10 protein-coding genes and 1 other RNA gene are annotated in these 14,801 nt (G+C 67.6%); 9 read left to right on the top strand and 2 right to left on the bottom strand.

From position 1 onward, the window contains the following. The first annotated feature begins 11 nt into the window (after positions 1 to 11). The 3 genes from A9X01_RS19480 to rnpB all read left to right on the top strand — a co-directional run bounded on the left by A9X01_RS19480 (position 12) and on the right by rnpB (position 2,347). Positions 12 to 749, top strand: a complete 738-nt coding sequence (locus tag A9X01_RS19480; protein WP_065122321.1) for a zinc ribbon domain-containing protein — start codon at positions 12 to 14, stop codon at positions 747 to 749. Further along, positions 746 to 1,876 carry a bifunctional RNase H/acid phosphatase gene (locus A9X01_RS19475; RefSeq protein ID WP_065122320.1) on the top strand — a complete coding sequence of 377 codons (1,131 nt, stop codon included), beginning with the start codon at positions 746 to 748 and terminating at the stop codon, positions 1,874 to 1,876. Before A9X01_RS19480 ends, A9X01_RS19475 begins: the two co-directional genes overlap by 4 nt. 60 nt (positions 1,877 to 1,936) lie before the next feature. Next, positions 1,937 to 2,347: RNase P RNA component class A (gene rnpB / locus A9X01_RS19470), an RNA gene on the top strand. Positions 2,348 to 2,464: 117 nt separating this feature from the next. Here rnpB and A9X01_RS19465 read toward each other — a convergent pair. Further along, positions 2,465 to 4,000, bottom strand: a complete 1,536-nt coding sequence (locus tag A9X01_RS19465; protein WP_065122319.1) for a CYTH and CHAD domain-containing protein — start codon at positions 3,998 to 4,000, stop codon at positions 2,465 to 2,467. A 75-nt stretch (positions 4,001 to 4,075) separates the two neighbouring features. Next, positions 4,076 to 4,924, bottom strand: a complete 849-nt coding sequence (gene panB, locus A9X01_RS19460) for a 3-methyl-2-oxobutanoate hydroxymethyltransferase (RefSeq protein WP_065122318.1) — start codon at positions 4,922 to 4,924, stop codon at positions 4,076 to 4,078. Positions 4,925 to 5,065: 141 nt separating this feature from the next. Between panB and A9X01_RS19455 the strand changes: the two genes are divergently transcribed. The 6 genes from A9X01_RS19455 to A9X01_RS19430 form a co-directional block, all read left to right on the top strand. Beyond that, positions 5,066 to 6,457, top strand: a complete 1,392-nt coding sequence (locus A9X01_RS19455) for a WS/DGAT/MGAT family O-acyltransferase (RefSeq protein ID WP_065122337.1) — start codon at positions 5,066 to 5,068, stop codon at positions 6,455 to 6,457. Between the two features lie 60 nt (positions 6,458 to 6,517). After that, the gene (locus tag A9X01_RS19450; RefSeq protein ID WP_065122317.1) at positions 6,518 to 8,077 is read left to right on the top strand and encodes an alpha/beta hydrolase; all 1,560 of its coding nucleotides are present in this window, start codon (positions 6,518 to 6,520) and stop codon (positions 8,075 to 8,077) included. Between the two features lie 83 nt (positions 8,078 to 8,160). Beyond that, positions 8,161 to 9,723 carry an alpha/beta hydrolase gene (locus A9X01_RS19445; protein WP_155772175.1) on the top strand — a complete coding sequence of 521 codons (1,563 nt, stop codon included), beginning with the start codon at positions 8,161 to 8,163 and terminating at the stop codon, positions 9,721 to 9,723. 67 nt (positions 9,724 to 9,790) lie between these two features. Further along, entirely contained in the window at positions 9,791 to 11,131 is a 1,341-nt protein-coding gene (gene glnA / locus A9X01_RS19440) for a type I glutamate--ammonia ligase (RefSeq protein ID WP_065037968.1), read from the top strand. Positions 11,132 to 11,216: 85 nt separating this feature from the next. Further along, positions 11,217 to 14,144 (top strand): bifunctional [glutamine synthetase] adenylyltransferase/[glutamine synthetase]-adenylyl-L-tyrosine phosphorylase, encoded by a 2,928-nt coding sequence (locus tag A9X01_RS19435; RefSeq protein ID WP_253849224.1) that lies wholly within the window; start codon positions 11,217 to 11,219, stop codon positions 14,142 to 14,144. Beyond that, positions 14,141 to 14,801 (top strand): PaaI family thioesterase (locus A9X01_RS19430; protein WP_065122336.1); only part of this gene is annotated, 661 nt, incomplete at its 3' end. The genes A9X01_RS19435 and A9X01_RS19430, both read left to right, overlap by 4 nt.

The following is a 14,801-nucleotide window of genomic DNA, read 5'->3' as shown; positions in this document are numbered from 1 at the left end:
CCTAGGAGATCATGAAGGCCGAAGTGGCACAGCAGCGTTCGCTACTGGAACTGGCGAAACTGGACGCTGAGCTGTCCCGCCTTGCCCATCGGACCACTCATCTGCCCCAACGGGAAGCCCTTGAGCGGGTGCAGGGCGAATACAACGCCGCCAGTGACCGGCTGGGTGCCGTGCGGATCGCAGTGGAGGATCTCGACGCCCAGGTGGCCCGCTTCGAATCCGAGATCGACGCGGTGCGCAAGCGAGAGGACCGGGACCGCGCGCTGCTCAACTCCGGGGCGACCGACGCCAAGCAACTGGCCGACCTGCAGCACGAGCTGGAAACCCTGCAGCGCCGCCAGACCAGCCTGGAAGATTCCCTGCTGGAAGTTATGGAACGTCGCGAGGAACTGCAGGCCACCGAAGCCGCGGAATCCGGGACCATCGCCGGCCTGGAGGACGACCTCGCCAGCGCGCGAAAGGCCCTCAACGAGGCGCTCGCCGAGGTCGAAGAAGCGCGGACGGAACACGCCGCCAAACGCGAGACACTGGCCGCGGAACTGAACCCCGACCTCAAGGCGCTGTACGAGCGGCTGCGCGCCGGGGGAGGCCCGGGCGCCGGGCCGCTGCTGGGACACCGGTGCGGCGCATGCCGTATCGAGATCGGTCGCGGCGAGTTGGCCCGGATCCAGGCGGCCGCCGAGGACGAGGTGCAACGCTGCCCGGAGTGCGGCGCAATCCTGTTGCGCATCAAGGGCTCTGATCAATGAAAGTGGTGATCGAAGCCGACGGCGGATCACGGGGTAATCCCGGACCCGCCGGATATGGCGCGGTGGTGTGGACCCAGGACCGCCGGACCGTGCTGGCCGAATCCAAGCAGGCGATCGGCCGGGCCACCAACAACGTCGCCGAATATCGCGGTCTGATAGCCGGATTGGACGATGCCCTGAACCTGGGCGCCACCGAGGTTTCGGTCCTGATGGACTCCAAGCTGGTGATCGAGCAGATGGCCGGGCGGTGGAAAGTCAAGCACCCCGACTTGGTGGAACTGCACAGACAGGCCCAGGCGCTCGCGTCGCGGTTCCGCCGGATCACCTATTCCTGGATTCCGCGCGCCCAGAACGCGTACGCCGATCGACTGGCCAACGACGCGATGGACGCCGCCGAGGCCCAGGCGGATCGCCGGGTGGACAAGGTTGCCGTGCCGGTCACCGAAGCGGCCCGGGCCGCGGTCGCCGAGCGTCCGGCCGAAACCACCACCGGCCCGGGCTGGACGGGCGCGCGCGGCACCCCCACCCGGCTGTTGCTGTTGCGGCACGGGCAGACCGAATTGTCGGTGCAACGCCGGTACTCCGGGCGCGGCAATCCGCCGCTGAACGAGGTGGGGTGGCGCCAGGCCGGTTTGGCGGCAAGGTATTTGACGCAGCGCCGGGGGATCGCCGCGGTGATTTCCTCCCCACTGCAGCGGGCCTACGACACCGCGACGACGGCGGCCAGGGCGTTGGGCCTGGAGGTGACCGTCGACGATGACCTGATCGAGACGGATTTCGGCGCGTGGGAAGGGCTGACGTTCGCCGAGGCCGCCGCGCGCGACCCGGATCTGCACCGCCGCTGGCTGTACGACACGGGCACTCTGCCGCCGGGCGGGGAGAGTTTCGACGACGTGCTGCGGCGCGTGCGTCGCGGCCGGGACCGGATCATCGCCGCCCACGAGGGTAAGAACGTGCTAGTGGTCTCCCACGTCACGCCGATCAAGTTGCTGCTGCGCATGGCGCTGGACGCCGGTTCGGGCATCCTGTACCGGCTGCATCTGGACCTGGCGTCGCTGAGCATCGCCGAGTTCTATCCCGACGGGGCGTCATCGGTGCGCCTGGTCAATCAGACCGGGTATCTGTGACCCGAGCAAAGACCGCACTGGCCGGTGCCGCCGCTGAGCGGGTACCGTGTTCGTCGCGGACGAGTTGGCTGGACGGCCGCGGCTCGCGCTCTCACGAGTGCCGAGTCGAGGAAAGTCCGGACTTCACAGAGCAGGGTGATTGCTAACGGCAATCCGAGGCGACTCGCGGGAAAGTGCCACAGAAAACAGACCGCCGCCCTAGTGGCGGTAAGGGTGAAACGGTGCGGTAAGAGCGCACCAGCATCCCGGGTGACCGGGATGGCTCGGCAAACCCCACCCGAAGCAAGGCCAAGAAGGCCGCACCGAAAGTGCGGCCGCGCAGACGTTTGAGGGCTGCTCGTCCGAGTCTGCGGGTAGGCCGCTCGAGGCACCCGGCAACGGAGTGTCCAGATGGATGGTCGTCGCCGTGCCGCCGTGGATTAAAGCCGCGGCGGCGTGGAACAGAATCCGGCTTACAGGCCAACTCGTCCGCCCCCTTGCGGGCGTCGTCTCGTCTTTCGTCGCCGAGTGTGCATCGCACGACACGACACGCCGAATTTGCGTCGTGGATTGCACGCTCGGCGGCCAGGCGGGCGAGGACCGGCGCGCTCAGCGCCGGCTGCGGCGGACCGCCTTGTCCAGCTTGCGCAGCGCGGAATCCAGTTGCTCGCTGCTGCTTTCGGCGATCTGGCTCTCGTACTGGTAGAGCAGACCGTAGGTGAACGTGTCTTCACCCGCCAGGTGAGCCGATTGCGCCTGCGCGAGCAGATGTTCGCGGCTGACCACGCTGTCCTGGTGATCGCCGAGCAGAACCTGGATGGCCTTGGCCTCCTGGGCGACGCGGTCGTCACCGGTCGCCGCCGCGGTGTAGCGGAGTCGCTTGGCGCGCTTGCGGATTCGGTGCAGCGCCTCGTCATCGTCGGGGGTGTCCCGGGCCGCTTTCGCCGCCTTGCGCACCTTGCGGTACGCGGCATCGATGGTCACCGGTTGTGCTTGCTGACCGAACGCGAGCACCGTTGGTTCGGTCACCAACGATTCCAGCGCGTCGAGCAGCCGGAAGTACCGCTTGGAGCGCATGGCGGTCAACGAGCGCCGCAGACCCACCTGATAGCGCCGTTTGGCGCCGTTGACCAGGCGTTCGGACACCGGCCCCCGGACCAGCCGGGGGTCCAGCCGGGTCAGCGCCCGTTCGTACCGCTCGGCCAGCACCTCTGCGTCGCGCGCCACGCCCAGCACCCCGGCCAGTTCCCGAAGCTCGTCGAGAACCCATGCGCCGTCGGCCAATCCGAACGACTCCTGCGAATCCTTGAGCAGGCTGCGCAGTTTGCGGGTGGTGACCCGCAGCTGGTGCACGGAATCCTCGGCGTCGGCGCGCACGGCGCGGTCCCACACCAGCATTTCCTCGACGTGTTGTGCCACCGCCCGATGGATGGGATCCGCCGGCGGCGAAGCGGGCGTCGGGGCCGCGGACCCCAGGGCTCGGACCAACTTCGAGCCGTGCCCGGCCGGGGCGGCACCGGCGTCCAGCAGCCGGTTGCTGAGGCGGTTGAGCAGCTCATGGCTGGCCGCTTCGCTGACGTCACCGTCCGGTTCGCGGACCTCGAGTTCCCACTCCCGCCACTGCTGCTCGACGGGGCCCGACCCCTCCGAGTCCTCGGCCTCCCGGGCAGACCATGCGGTGACGTGGTCGTTACAGAACTCCGCCAGCGCCACGTCGTCGGCGTTGTAGAGGACCTGGATCTCGCGCCGGGTGGTGATGCGCGCCACCGGCGCGACCGGGCGGTCGCGCACGATCGCCAGCACCACGTCCAGCAGCTCCTCCGGAACGGTGTCGGCATCGGCCGACGCGTCGATCGCGGCGTGGATCTCGGTGCGGGAGTCGGGTCCGGCCGGCAACTTCAAATGCCAGCCGGCGTCCGCCCCCCCGGTGCGCCGCCGCAGGGTGATCCGGTTGCGGGCCAAATCCTGGTTGGGCGTGTCGAAGTAGACCGCGTCAAGTTCCTGGGCGGGGGGTTTGTCGACGCGCGCGACCGCCGCGATGCCCTCGAAGGACGGTGACACAGTCGACTCGACCACGTCGAACTTGCGCTCGACTTCGAGATGACGCGCCGTCTTGGGTCCTTTTGAAGGCGCTTTAGCAGGCATTCTGTTCTCCGTGGGAGCAGGTGAGGCTCCCATAGAGTGCCATATCGCAATTACCCGTTCGGCGCGGGCGGAGAGCTAGAAGCAGTGCTCCTCGGCCGGGAACGCTCCAGTGGCCACCTCTTCGGCATATTGCATTGCGGCCCGGCGTAATTCGCCACCCACATCGGCGAACCTCTTGACGAAGCGGGCGGTCTTGCCGCCGCTCATCCCGGCCATGTCCTGCCAGACCAGCACCTGGCCGTCGCAGTTGGGGCCGGCGCCGATGCCCACCGTCGGGATGGTGAGCTTGCCGGTGATCTGGGTGGCCAGGTCGGCCGGCACCATCTCCATGACCACGGCGAACGCGCCCGCTTCGGCGACCGCGATCGCGTCGGCGATGGTCTGTTCGGCGGCATCCCCGCGGCCCTGCACCTTGAACCCGCCCAGGGTGTTGACGCTTTGCGGCGTGAAGCCGATGTGGGCCATCACCGGAATGCCGGCCGCGCTCAGGCAGGCGATCTGCTCGGCGACCCGTTCACCGCCTTCGAGCTTGACCGCGTGCGCGCCGCCTTCCTTCATGAACCGGGTGGCCGAGGCCAACGCGGCCGAAGGGCCCGCCTCGTAGCTGCCGAACGGCAGGTCGGCGACGACCAGGGCGTGCGGCGCACCCCGCACCACCCCGCGGACCAGCGGGATCAGCTCGTCGATCGAGATCGGCACGGTGGTGTCGTAGCCGTACACGACGTTGGCGGCGGAGTCGCCGATCAGCAGGACCGGAATCCCCGCCTCGTCGAACACCCTGGCGGTCGAATAGTCGTAGGCCGTGAGCATGCCCCACTTGTGGCCTTCGGCCTTCCATTTCTGCAGGTGAGAGGTGCGGATCTTGGGGCGTGGCGACGACGAAATTGCGGCAGCGCTCGAACCATAGACGTTCTCAGACATCATTGTCCCTAAATGGTGGTCGGGTCGATCCTCGTGGCCCTTAGCTGGGTCCCCGGGTTCGTCTGACCCCGCCCATTGTGCCATTTCGACGCTTGCGATGCATTCATGGGTGGTCGGGGCCACTTTTGGGCCTACCATCGGTCGATGCAGCGGCTCAGCGGGCTAGACGCCAGCTTTCTCTACCTGGAGACCGACTCGCAGCCGATGCACGTCTGCTCGGTCATCGAGTTGGACACCTCGACCATGCCAGGCGGTTACACCTTCGACCGGCTGCGCGAGGCGATGTCGCTGCGGATCCAGGCGATGCCGGAGTTCCGGGAGAAGCTCGCCAACAGCCCGCTGAACCTCGACCACCCGGTGTGGGTCGACGACGAGCACTTCCAGATCGACCGTCATCTGCACCGCATCGCGTTGCCGGCGCCGGGCGGTCGGGCGGAGCTGTCCGAAATCTGCGGCCACATCGCGTCGCTGCCGCTGGATCGCCGGCGGCCGCTGTGGGAGATGTGGGTGATCGAAGGAGTCGCCGGCACCGATTGTCATCGGCAGGGCCGGATCGGGGTGATGACGAAGGTTCATCACGCCGGGGTCGACGGCGTGACGGGCGCCAACCTGATGTCGCAGCTGTGCTCGACCGAGGCCGACGCACCCGCGCCCGAACGGGTCGCCGGAGTCGGCGGTGCCAGCGGTTGGCAGATCGCCGCCGGTGGCCTGCTGCGCTTCGCCACCCGGCCGCTGCAACTGGCCAACGTGGTGCCCGACACGGTGTCCTCGGTGGTCGCGACGTTGCTGCGGGCGCGCGACGGGTTGACCATGGCGCGTCCGTTCGCCGCGCCGCCGACCGTGTTCAACGCGTCCATCAGCGCCCGGCGCACCATCGCGTATGCGGAACTGGACCTCGAAGACGTCAAGACGGTCAAGGACCATTTCGGTGTCAAGGTCAACGACGTGGTGATGGCGCTGGTGTCCGGGGTGCTGCGCCGATATCTGGCCGACCGCAACGTGTTGCCGGAGTCATCGCTGGTGGCATCGGTGCCGATATCGGTGCACGGCAGGTCCGATCGTCCGGGCCGCAACCAGGTCTCGGCGATGTTCGCCAGCCTCGAGACCCACATCGACGACCCCGTGCGGCGACTTAATGCCATCGCTGAGTCGAATTCTGTTGCCAAACAACACAGTTCGGCGATCGGAGCCACCCTGTTACAGGATTGGTCGCAGTTCGCCGCACCGGCGGTCTTCGGCGCCGCGATGCGCGTCTACGCCATGACCCGGCTCACCGAAAGTCTGCCGGTGCACAATCTGGTCGTCTCCAACGTGCCGGGTCCGCAGATTTCGCTGTACCTGCTGGGTTGTGAGGTCAAGGCGATGTATCCGCTGGGGCCGATCTTCCACGGGTCAGGGCTCAACATCACCGTCATGTCGCTGAACGGCCGGCTGGACATCGGACTGATCGCCTGCCCGGAATTGCTGCCGGACCTGTGGGAATTGGCCGACGAGTTCGCCGTCGTATTGGCGGAGTTGCTGGCCGCGACCAGGTAAGACAGGCCCCGGATATGCCTTGACCAGGACCGGGAAACTTCTCTGGCACCATAGGGTGCCATGTGCCTGTCTCGCCGCGACAAGTTCGCGCGCATGCTGCTGATGTGGACCGCGCTGTCCGCTGTGGTGCTGGTCCTGGCGGGATGTGTGCACGTGGTCGCGGGACGGGCGCACATGGCCGAGCCTCGGTTGGGCCAGCCGGTGGTGTGGACACCGTGCCGCAGCTCGAACCCTTCGGTGAAGATCCCCGGCCATGCGATGTGCGGGAAGCTGGCCGTCCCGGTCGACTACAACAACCCCGGCGGCGACGTCGCTTCACTGGCGCTGATCCGGTTCCCGGCGAGCGGGGACAAGATCGGTTCGCTGGTGATCAACCCCGGCGGCCCCGGTGAGTCCGGCATCGAGGCCGCGCTGGGCATCTTCCAGACCCTGCCCAAGCGGGTGCACGAGCGGTTCGATCTGGTGGGTTTCGATCCACGCGGGGTTTCCAGCTCGCGGCCGGCGATCTGGTGCAACTCCGATGCCGACAACGACCGGTTGCGCGCCGAACCGCAAGTCGACTACAGCCCTGCGGGCGTGCAGCACATGGAGGACGAAACCAAGCAGTTCGTGCAGCGCTGCGTCGACAAGATGGGCAAGAACTTCCTGGCAAATGTGGGAACCGTCAGCGTCGCCAAGGATCTGGACGCCATCCGCAAAGCCCTCGGTGACGCGAAGCTGACCTACCTCGGCTACTCCTACGGCACCCGGATCGGCTCGGCCTATGCCGAAGCCTTCCCGCAGAACGTGCGCTCGCTGATCCTGGACGGCGCCGTCGACCCCAACGCCGACCCGATCGAAGCGGATCTACGGCAGGCCAAGGGATTCCAGGACGCCTTCAACGACTACGCCGCCGACTGCGCGAAGGATCCGAGCTGCCCGCTGGGCAACGATCCCACCAAAGCCGTTGAGGCCTACCACAACCTGATCGACCCACTGGTCGACCCGGACAATCTTCAGGTGAGCCGACCGGCGAAAACGAAAGACTCGCGCGGCCTGAGCTACAGCGACGCCATCGTCGGCACCATCATGGCGCTGTACTCGCCAAACCTGTGGCACCACTTGACCGATGGCCTCAAGGAGCTGGCCGACGAGCACCGCGGCGACACCATGCTGGCGCTGGCCGACATGTACATGCGGCGCGATTCGCACGGCCACTACAACAACTCGACCGATGCGCGGGTGGCGATCAATTGTGTTGACCAGCCACCGATTACCGACCGCGCCAAGGTCGTCGACGAGGACCGCCGGTCCCGTGAGCTGGCGCCGTTCATGAGTTACGGCAAGTTCACCGGCCACGCCCCGCTGGGTACCTGTGCGTTCTGGCCGGTGCCACCGACCAGCCGACCGCACACCGTCTCCGCGCCGGGTCTGCCGCCGACCATCGTGGTCTCGACCACGCACGACCCAGCCACGCCGTACCAGGCGGGCGTCGACCTGGCCAACCAGCTCAAGGGTTCGTTGATCACGTTCAATGGAACCCAGCACACCGTTGTGTTCCAGGGCGACAACTGCATTGACGACTACATCACGGCGTATCTGATCAGCGGAACGACGCCACCTGCCGGCGCGACCTGCTAGCGCACCGGACTCGCCCGGGCCGTACCGATAAGAGACCAAGGCGTAACCGTTTCGCGTCCTGCGGCGGATTTCTAAATGAGACGATTTCGGCCATGTTGCGCCTGAGAACGGTGAGCTCGGCGCTGTTGTCGTTTGGACTCGTGGTCACCGGGCAGTCGGCGGCACTACCGCTTGCCGCCGCGACACCCGAACCCGACAGCGGGCAGACCCAGGTCCCTTTGGCACCCGCCGCGACGCCGCAGCAGAGTTGGGGTTCCTGCAGCGATTTCGTCAGCATCGCCGACATCCCTACCGCCCAGTGCACCACCGTCGCGGTACCGGTCGACTACGACAGACCCACTGGGGCACAAGCGAAGTTGGCGGTGATCCGGGTGCCCGCGACGGGGCAGCGGATCGGATCGCTGTTCGTCAACCCGGGCGGGCCGGGGGCCTCGGCGGTGGACATGGTGGCCGGAATGGCGCCCGATCTGCGCGGCACCGACATCAGCCGCCACTTCGACCTGGTCGGCTTCGACCCACGGGGGGTGGGTCACTCCACACCGAGCCTGCGGTGCCGCTCCGACGCCGAGTTCGACGCCTTCCGGCGGGACCCGATGGTGGACTACAGCCCGGCCGGGGTGGCCCACATCGAGGGGATGTACCGCGAGCTGGCCCAGCAATGTGCCGACCGGATGGGCCAGTCGTTCCTGGCCAACATCGGCACCGCCTCGGCCGCCCGCGACATGGACATGGTCCGGCAGGCCCTGGGCGAACAGCAGATCAACTACCTCGGCTACAGCTACGGCACCGAGCTCGGCACGGCATACATCGAGCGGTTCGCACCGCATGTCCGGGCGATGGTGCTCGACGGAGCCATCGACCCGACGATCGGCCCGATCGACCAGACGGTCAACCAGATGGCGGGATTCCAGACCGCTTTCAACGACTACGCGGCGGACTGCGCCCGCTCGGCGGCCTGCCCGCTGGGCACCGACCCGGCGCAGTGGATCAGCCGCTACCACGCGCTGATCGATCCGTTGGTCACCCGGCCGGGCAAGACCTCGGATCCGCGTGGCTTGAGTTATGCCGACGCGACCACCGGCACCATCAACGCGCTCTACACCCCGCAGCACTGGAAGTATCTGACCAGCGGCTTGCTTGGGCTGCAGCACGGTAGCGACGCAGGCGACCTGCTGGTGCTGGCCGACGATTACAACGGCCGGGATAGGCAGGGTCATTACGACAACGGCCAGGACGCGTTCAACGCGATCCGTTGTGTCGACGCACCGACGCCGACGGACGCGGCATCCTGGGTGAGCGCCGACCGTCGGATCCGTGAGGTGGCGCCGTTCCTGAGCTACGGGCAGTTCACCGGGTCCGCGCCGCGCGACATCTGCGCGCTGTGGCCGGTGCCGGCGACGTCGACGCCGCATGCGGCGACACCCGCCCCGGCCGGCAAAGCCGTGGTGGTCTCGACCACCCACGACCCGGCCACCCCGTACCAGGCCGGCGTGGACCTGGCCCGGCAACTGGGCGGCCCGTTGATCTCTTACGACGGCACCCAGCACACCGTGGTGTTCGACGGCAACCAGTGCGTGGACAGCGTCATAACGCGTTACTTCCTGGATCTGACCCTGCCGCCGCCCAATCTGCGTTGCCAGCCATAAACATCCGCAATGCGTCTGGCGTGGCATCCGTAACATCGATTTAACAGACCGTGCCTAGTGTGCGGGTATGGATCGGCAGAAGGAGTTCGTCCTCCGCACCCTGGAAGAGCGCGACATCAGGTTCGTGCGGCTGTGGTTTACCGACGTGCTCGGATTCCTGAAGTCGGTCGCCATCGCCCCGGCCGAACTCGAAGGAGCCTTCGAGGAGGGGATCGGGTTCGACGGTTCCTCGATCGAGGGCTTCGCCCGCGTCTCGGAATCCGACACCGTCGCGCACCCCGACCCGTCGACCTTCCAGGTGCTGCCCTGGGCCGACAAGTCCGGTCACCACCACTCGGCCCGCATGTTCTGTGACATCACCATGCCGGACGGCTCACCGTCCTGGGCCGACCCCCGCCACGTCCTGCGCCGTCAGCTGCAGAAGGCCAACGACCTCGGCTTCTCCTGCTACGTGCATCCCGAAATCGAATTCTTCCTACTCAAGAACGGCCCCGAGGACGGGTCGGAGCCGGTGCCCATCGACAACGCCGGCTATTTCGACCAGGCCGTGCACGAGTCGGCGTCCAAGTTCCGCCGGCATGCCATCGAGGCGCTGGAGTTCATGGGCATCTCGGTGGAGTTCAGCCATCACGAGGGCGCGCCGGGCCAGCAGGAGATCGACCTGCGGTTCGCTGATGCCCTGTCGATGGCCGACAACGTGATGACCTTCCGCTACATCATGAAGGAGGTCGCGCTGAATGAGGGTGTGCGGGCGACCTTCATGCCCAAGCCGTTCGGGGAGCACCCGGGCTCGGCGATGCACACCCACATGAGCCTGTTCGAGGGCGATGTCAATGCCTTCCACAGCGACGACGACCCGCTGAAGCTGTCCGATGTCGGCAAGTCGTTCATCGCCGGGATTCTCGAACACGCCTCGGAGATCAGCGCGGTCACCAACCAATGGGTGAACTCCTATAAGCGTCTGGTGCATGGCGGTGAGGCGCCGACGGCGGCCTCCTGGGGTGCGGCCAACCGCTCCGCGCTGGTGCGGGTGCCGATGTACACCCCGCACAAGACCTCCTCGCGGCGGGTGGAAGTGCGCAGCCCGGACTCGGCGTGCAACCCCTACCTGACCTTCGCGGTGCTGCTGGCCGCCGGCCTGCGCGGCGTGGAGAAGGGGTATGTGCTGGGCCCGCAGGCCGAGGACAACGTCTGGGACCTGACGCCCGAGGAACGCCGCACCATGGGCTACCGCGAGCTGCCGTCGAGTTTCGACACCGCGCTGCGGGCCATGGAGTCCTCCGAGCTGGTGGCGGAGGCGTTGGGGGAGCATGTATTTGACTTCTTCCTGCGCAATAAGCGCTCCGAGTGGGCGAACTACCGCAGCCACGTCACCCCGTTCGAGCTGAAGACCTACTTGTCGCTGTAGCCCGGAGGCGTTGCGCTAACGTCAGTACGTGACCAAGCCAGCGACGCAGCGACCCAAGCTGCCCAGCGTCGGCCGGCTGGGACTGATGGACGAGGGGGCGGGCGCCCGCCTGACCCAGCTGGGCTGGGATAAGCACGACGACCAGGCGCATGTCGACCTGCTGTGGTCGCTGTCGCGCGCGCCGGACGCCGATGCCGCGTTGCGCGCGCTGATCCGGATGTCGGAGAACACCGACCTGGAGTGGGACGAACTGAACGCGGCGCTGCTCAAAGAGCGGTCCCTGCGTGGGCGGCTGTTCGCCGTGCTGGGTTCCTCGCTGGCGCTGGCGGACCACCTGATCGCCAACCCACAGTCGTGGAAACTGCTGCGCGGCAAGGTGCAATTGCCCACCCGCGAGCAGTTGCAGCGGACTTTCCTCGAAGCCGTCGAGGACTTCTCCGGAGCCCCGGGTTCGATCGTGCACCAGCTGCGAGTGCTCTACCGCGACCAACTGTTGGTGCTGGCCTCGCTCGATGTGGCCCCGACGGTCGAGGACGAGCCGGTGCTGCCGTTCACCAAGGTGGCCGCTCACCTCGCTGACATCGCGGACGCCGCACTGGCCGCGGCATTGCGGGTGGCCGAGCAGACGGTGTGCGGCGACGACCGCACACCGCCGCGGCTGGCGGTGATCGCGATGGGCAAATGCGGTGCCCGCGAACTGAATTACGTCAGCGACGTCGACGTCATCTTTGTCGCCGAGAATGCCGATCCGGTCAGTATGCGGGTGGCCGGCGAAATGATGCGGCTGGCCTCGTCGGCCTTCTTCGAGGTGGACGCCGGACTGCGTCCGGAGGGCCGCAGCGGGGAGCTGGTCCGCACGGTCGAATCGCACGTCGCCTACTACGAGCGGTGGGCCAAGACCTGGGAGTTCCAGGCGCTGCTGAAGGCCCGCGCCGCGGCCGGTGACGCCGAACTGGCCGAGCGCTACCTCGCCGCGTTGCAGCCGATGGTGTGGACGGCGTGCGAGCGCGAAGACTTCGTGCCCGAGGTGCAGGCCATGCGCCGCCGCGTCGAGGAATTGGTGCCCGCCGACATCCGCGGTCGCGAACTCAAGCTGGGCAGCGGCGGGCTGCGCGACGTCGAGTTCGCCGCTCAGCTACTGCAACTGGTGCACGGCCGCAGCGACGAGTCGCTTCATGTCGCGTCGACGGTGGACGCGCTGACAGCGTTGGGCACCGGCGGTTATATCGGCCGCGAGGACGCCGCGAACATGATCGCGTCGTATGAGTTTCTGCGCCTGCTCGAGCACCGACTGCAACTGCAGCGGCTCAAGCGCACCCACCTGTTGCCCGAGCTGGACGACGAAGAAGCCATGCGGTGGCTGGCGCGCGCCGCGCACATTCGTCCCGACGGGCGCAACGACGCCGCAGGCGTGCTGCGTGAGGAGCTGAAGCACCAGAACGTGCGGGTGTCCCGGCTGCACGCGAAGTTGTTCTACCAACCGCTGCTGGAATCGCTCGGCCCGGCCGGACTGGAACTGGTCGGTGGCCGCATGACCCCGGAGGCCGCTGAACGGCAGCTGGCCGCACTGGGTTACGAGGCTCCGCAGGCGGCGTTGAAGCACATGTCGACGCTGGTGAATCAGAGCGGCCGGCGCGGGCGGGTCCAGGCGGTGCTGTTGCCGCGGCTGTTGGACTGGCTGTCCTACGCACCGGATCCCGACGGCGGCCTGTTGGCGTACCGACGACTCAGTGAGGCTTCGGCCACCCACACCTGGTACCTGTCGACCTTGCGCGACAAACCGACGGTTGCGCGACGACTCATGCACGTGTTGGGCACCTCGACATTCGTGCCGGACCTGCTGATGCGGGTGCCGGAAGTGATTCAGGACTACGGGGACCGGCCGTCGGGACCCAAACTCCTCGAGACTGAGCCGGCGGCGGTGGCCCGGGCCCTGGTTGCATCGGCCGGCCGCTACTCCGACCCGGCGCGCGCCATCGCGGCCGCGCGCACCGTGCGCCGCCGCGAGCTGGCCCGCATCGGATCGGCGGATCTGCTGGGCATGCTTCAGGTCACCGAGGTGTGTGCGGCGTTGACGTCGATCTGGGTGGCGGTGTTGCAGGCCGCCCTGGACGCGACGATCCGCGCGCATCTGCCGGAGGACGGCCGGGCGCCCGCGTCCATAGCGGTCATCGGCATGGGCCGGCTGGGTGGGGCGGAGCTGGGCTACGGCTCGGACGCCGACGTGATGTTCGTATGCGAGCCGGCCAGCGGGGTCGAGGACGCGCAGGCGGTCAAGTGGGCGACGACGATCGCCGAGCAGGTCCGGGCGCAGTTGGGCACGCCCAGCGTGGATCCGCCGCTAGAGGTCGACGCCAACCTGCGGCCGGAGGGTCGCAACGGCCCACTGGTCCGCACCCTGGCGTCCTACGAGGCGTACTACACCCAATGGGCGCAGCCGTGGGAGATTCAGGCGCTGCTGCGTGCGCACGCGGTGGCCGGTGACCCTGACCTCGGTCAGCGGTTCCTGCTGACGGTCGACCAGACGCGGTATCCGCCGAACGGGGTGTCGGCCGAGGCGGTGCACGAGATCCGGCGGATCAAGGCCCGGGTGGAGTCGGAGCGGCTCCCGCGTGGTGCGGACCCCAAGACCCACACCAAGCTGGGCCGTGGCGGATTGGCCGACATCGAGTGGACGGTGCAGCTGCTGCAACTGCGGCACGCCCACGAAATCGAGGCGCTGCACAACACCTCCACGCTGCAATCGCTGGATGTGATCGCCGAGGCCGGCCTGGTTCCGGCCGACGAGGTCGACTTGCTCAAACAGGCCTGGCTGACGGCGACCCGCGCCCGCAACGCGCTGGTGTTGGTCCGGGGCAAGCCGACCGATCAGCTGCCCGGACCGGGCCGGCAGCTCAACGCGGTCGCGGTAGCCGCCGGCTGGCACAGCGACGACGGCGGGGAGTTCCTGGACAACTATCTACGAGTGACGCGACGAGCAAAAGCGGTGGTGCGCAAGGTGTTTGGAAGTTGAGTCGGGATGCCGGCGCGCTGAGCGCCATGTTCGAAGTGCTGAGTGCGCCGGAGGCCGACCGGGTGACGGCCCTGTATGCGCCGCTGGCCGACGCGGTCCGGGAGTTGATCGACGTGACCATCCGCACCGAGGCCGACGATGACGTCGTCGCCGAGGCGCGGGCAGCGATCAAGTCGGTCACCGAGTCGCTGCGGCATCGAACCCGGCCGGACGGTGTGAGCTACCGCGTGGGCGATCGCCCGCTGCCGTTGGGCAATGCGGCGGTGGGGGTGTGCAATCCGATCGCGCCGCCTCTCGTGGTGCACCATGAGGGTGGCGGGCGGTGCTGGACCGAGTTCGTGCTGGGCTTGGCCTATGAAGGTCCGCCTTCGCTGGTGCACGGCGGGGTGAGCGCTTTGATCCTCGATCACATGCTGGGTGAGGCCGCCAGCGAGGGACTGTCCAAGCCGCGGTTCACCGGGACCATCACGGTGAAGTATCTGCGCGGGACCCCGTTGGGCCGGCTGCGTTCCGAGGCTTGGATCGACCGCCGGGAGGGCGTCAAGGTGTTCGCGCGCGGGTTCATCGCGGATGCGGCGGGCATCACGGTCGAGGCCGACGGAGCCGAGTTCGTCTGCCGCCTTGGCGATTTCGATGATGTCGGGCGTTTTCAGAAAC

The organism is Mycobacterium asiaticum (assembly GCF_001668675.1).
Taxonomy (GTDB): domain Bacteria; phylum Actinomycetota; class Actinomycetes; order Mycobacteriales; family Mycobacteriaceae; genus Mycobacterium; species Mycobacterium asiaticum_D.
Note: the sequence above shows the minus strand (reverse complement) of the source record. Positions and strands in the feature narration are given on the sequence as shown.

Bases quoted from the DNA above. Each gene is read 5' to 3' on its own strand.
- A9X01_RS19480 (WP_065122321.1), top strand. From the start codon at position 12: ATGAAGGCCGAAGTGGCACAGCAGCGTTCGCTACTGGAACTGGCGAAA.
- panB (WP_065122318.1), bottom strand. From the start codon at position 4,924: ATGATGTCTGAGAACGTCTATGGTTCGAGCGCTGCCGCAATTTCGTCG.
- A9X01_RS19450 (WP_065122317.1), top strand. From the start codon at position 6,518: ATGTGCCTGTCTCGCCGCGACAAGTTCGCGCGCATGCTGCTGATGTGG.
- glnA (WP_065037968.1), top strand. From the start codon at position 9,791: ATGGATCGGCAGAAGGAGTTCGTCCTCCGCACCCTGGAAGAGCGCGAC.
- A9X01_RS19435 (WP_253849224.1), top strand. From the start codon at position 11,217: ATGGACGAGGGGGCGGGCGCCCGCCTGACCCAGCTGGGCTGGGATAAG.
- A9X01_RS19455 (WP_065122337.1), top strand. From the start codon at position 5,066: ATGCAGCGGCTCAGCGGGCTAGACGCCAGCTTTCTCTACCTGGAGACC.
- A9X01_RS19465 (WP_065122319.1), bottom strand. From the start codon at position 4,000: ATGCCTGCTAAAGCGCCTTCAAAAGGACCCAAGACGGCGCGTCATCTC.
- A9X01_RS19475 (WP_065122320.1), top strand. From the start codon at position 746: ATGAAAGTGGTGATCGAAGCCGACGGCGGATCACGGGGTAATCCCGGA.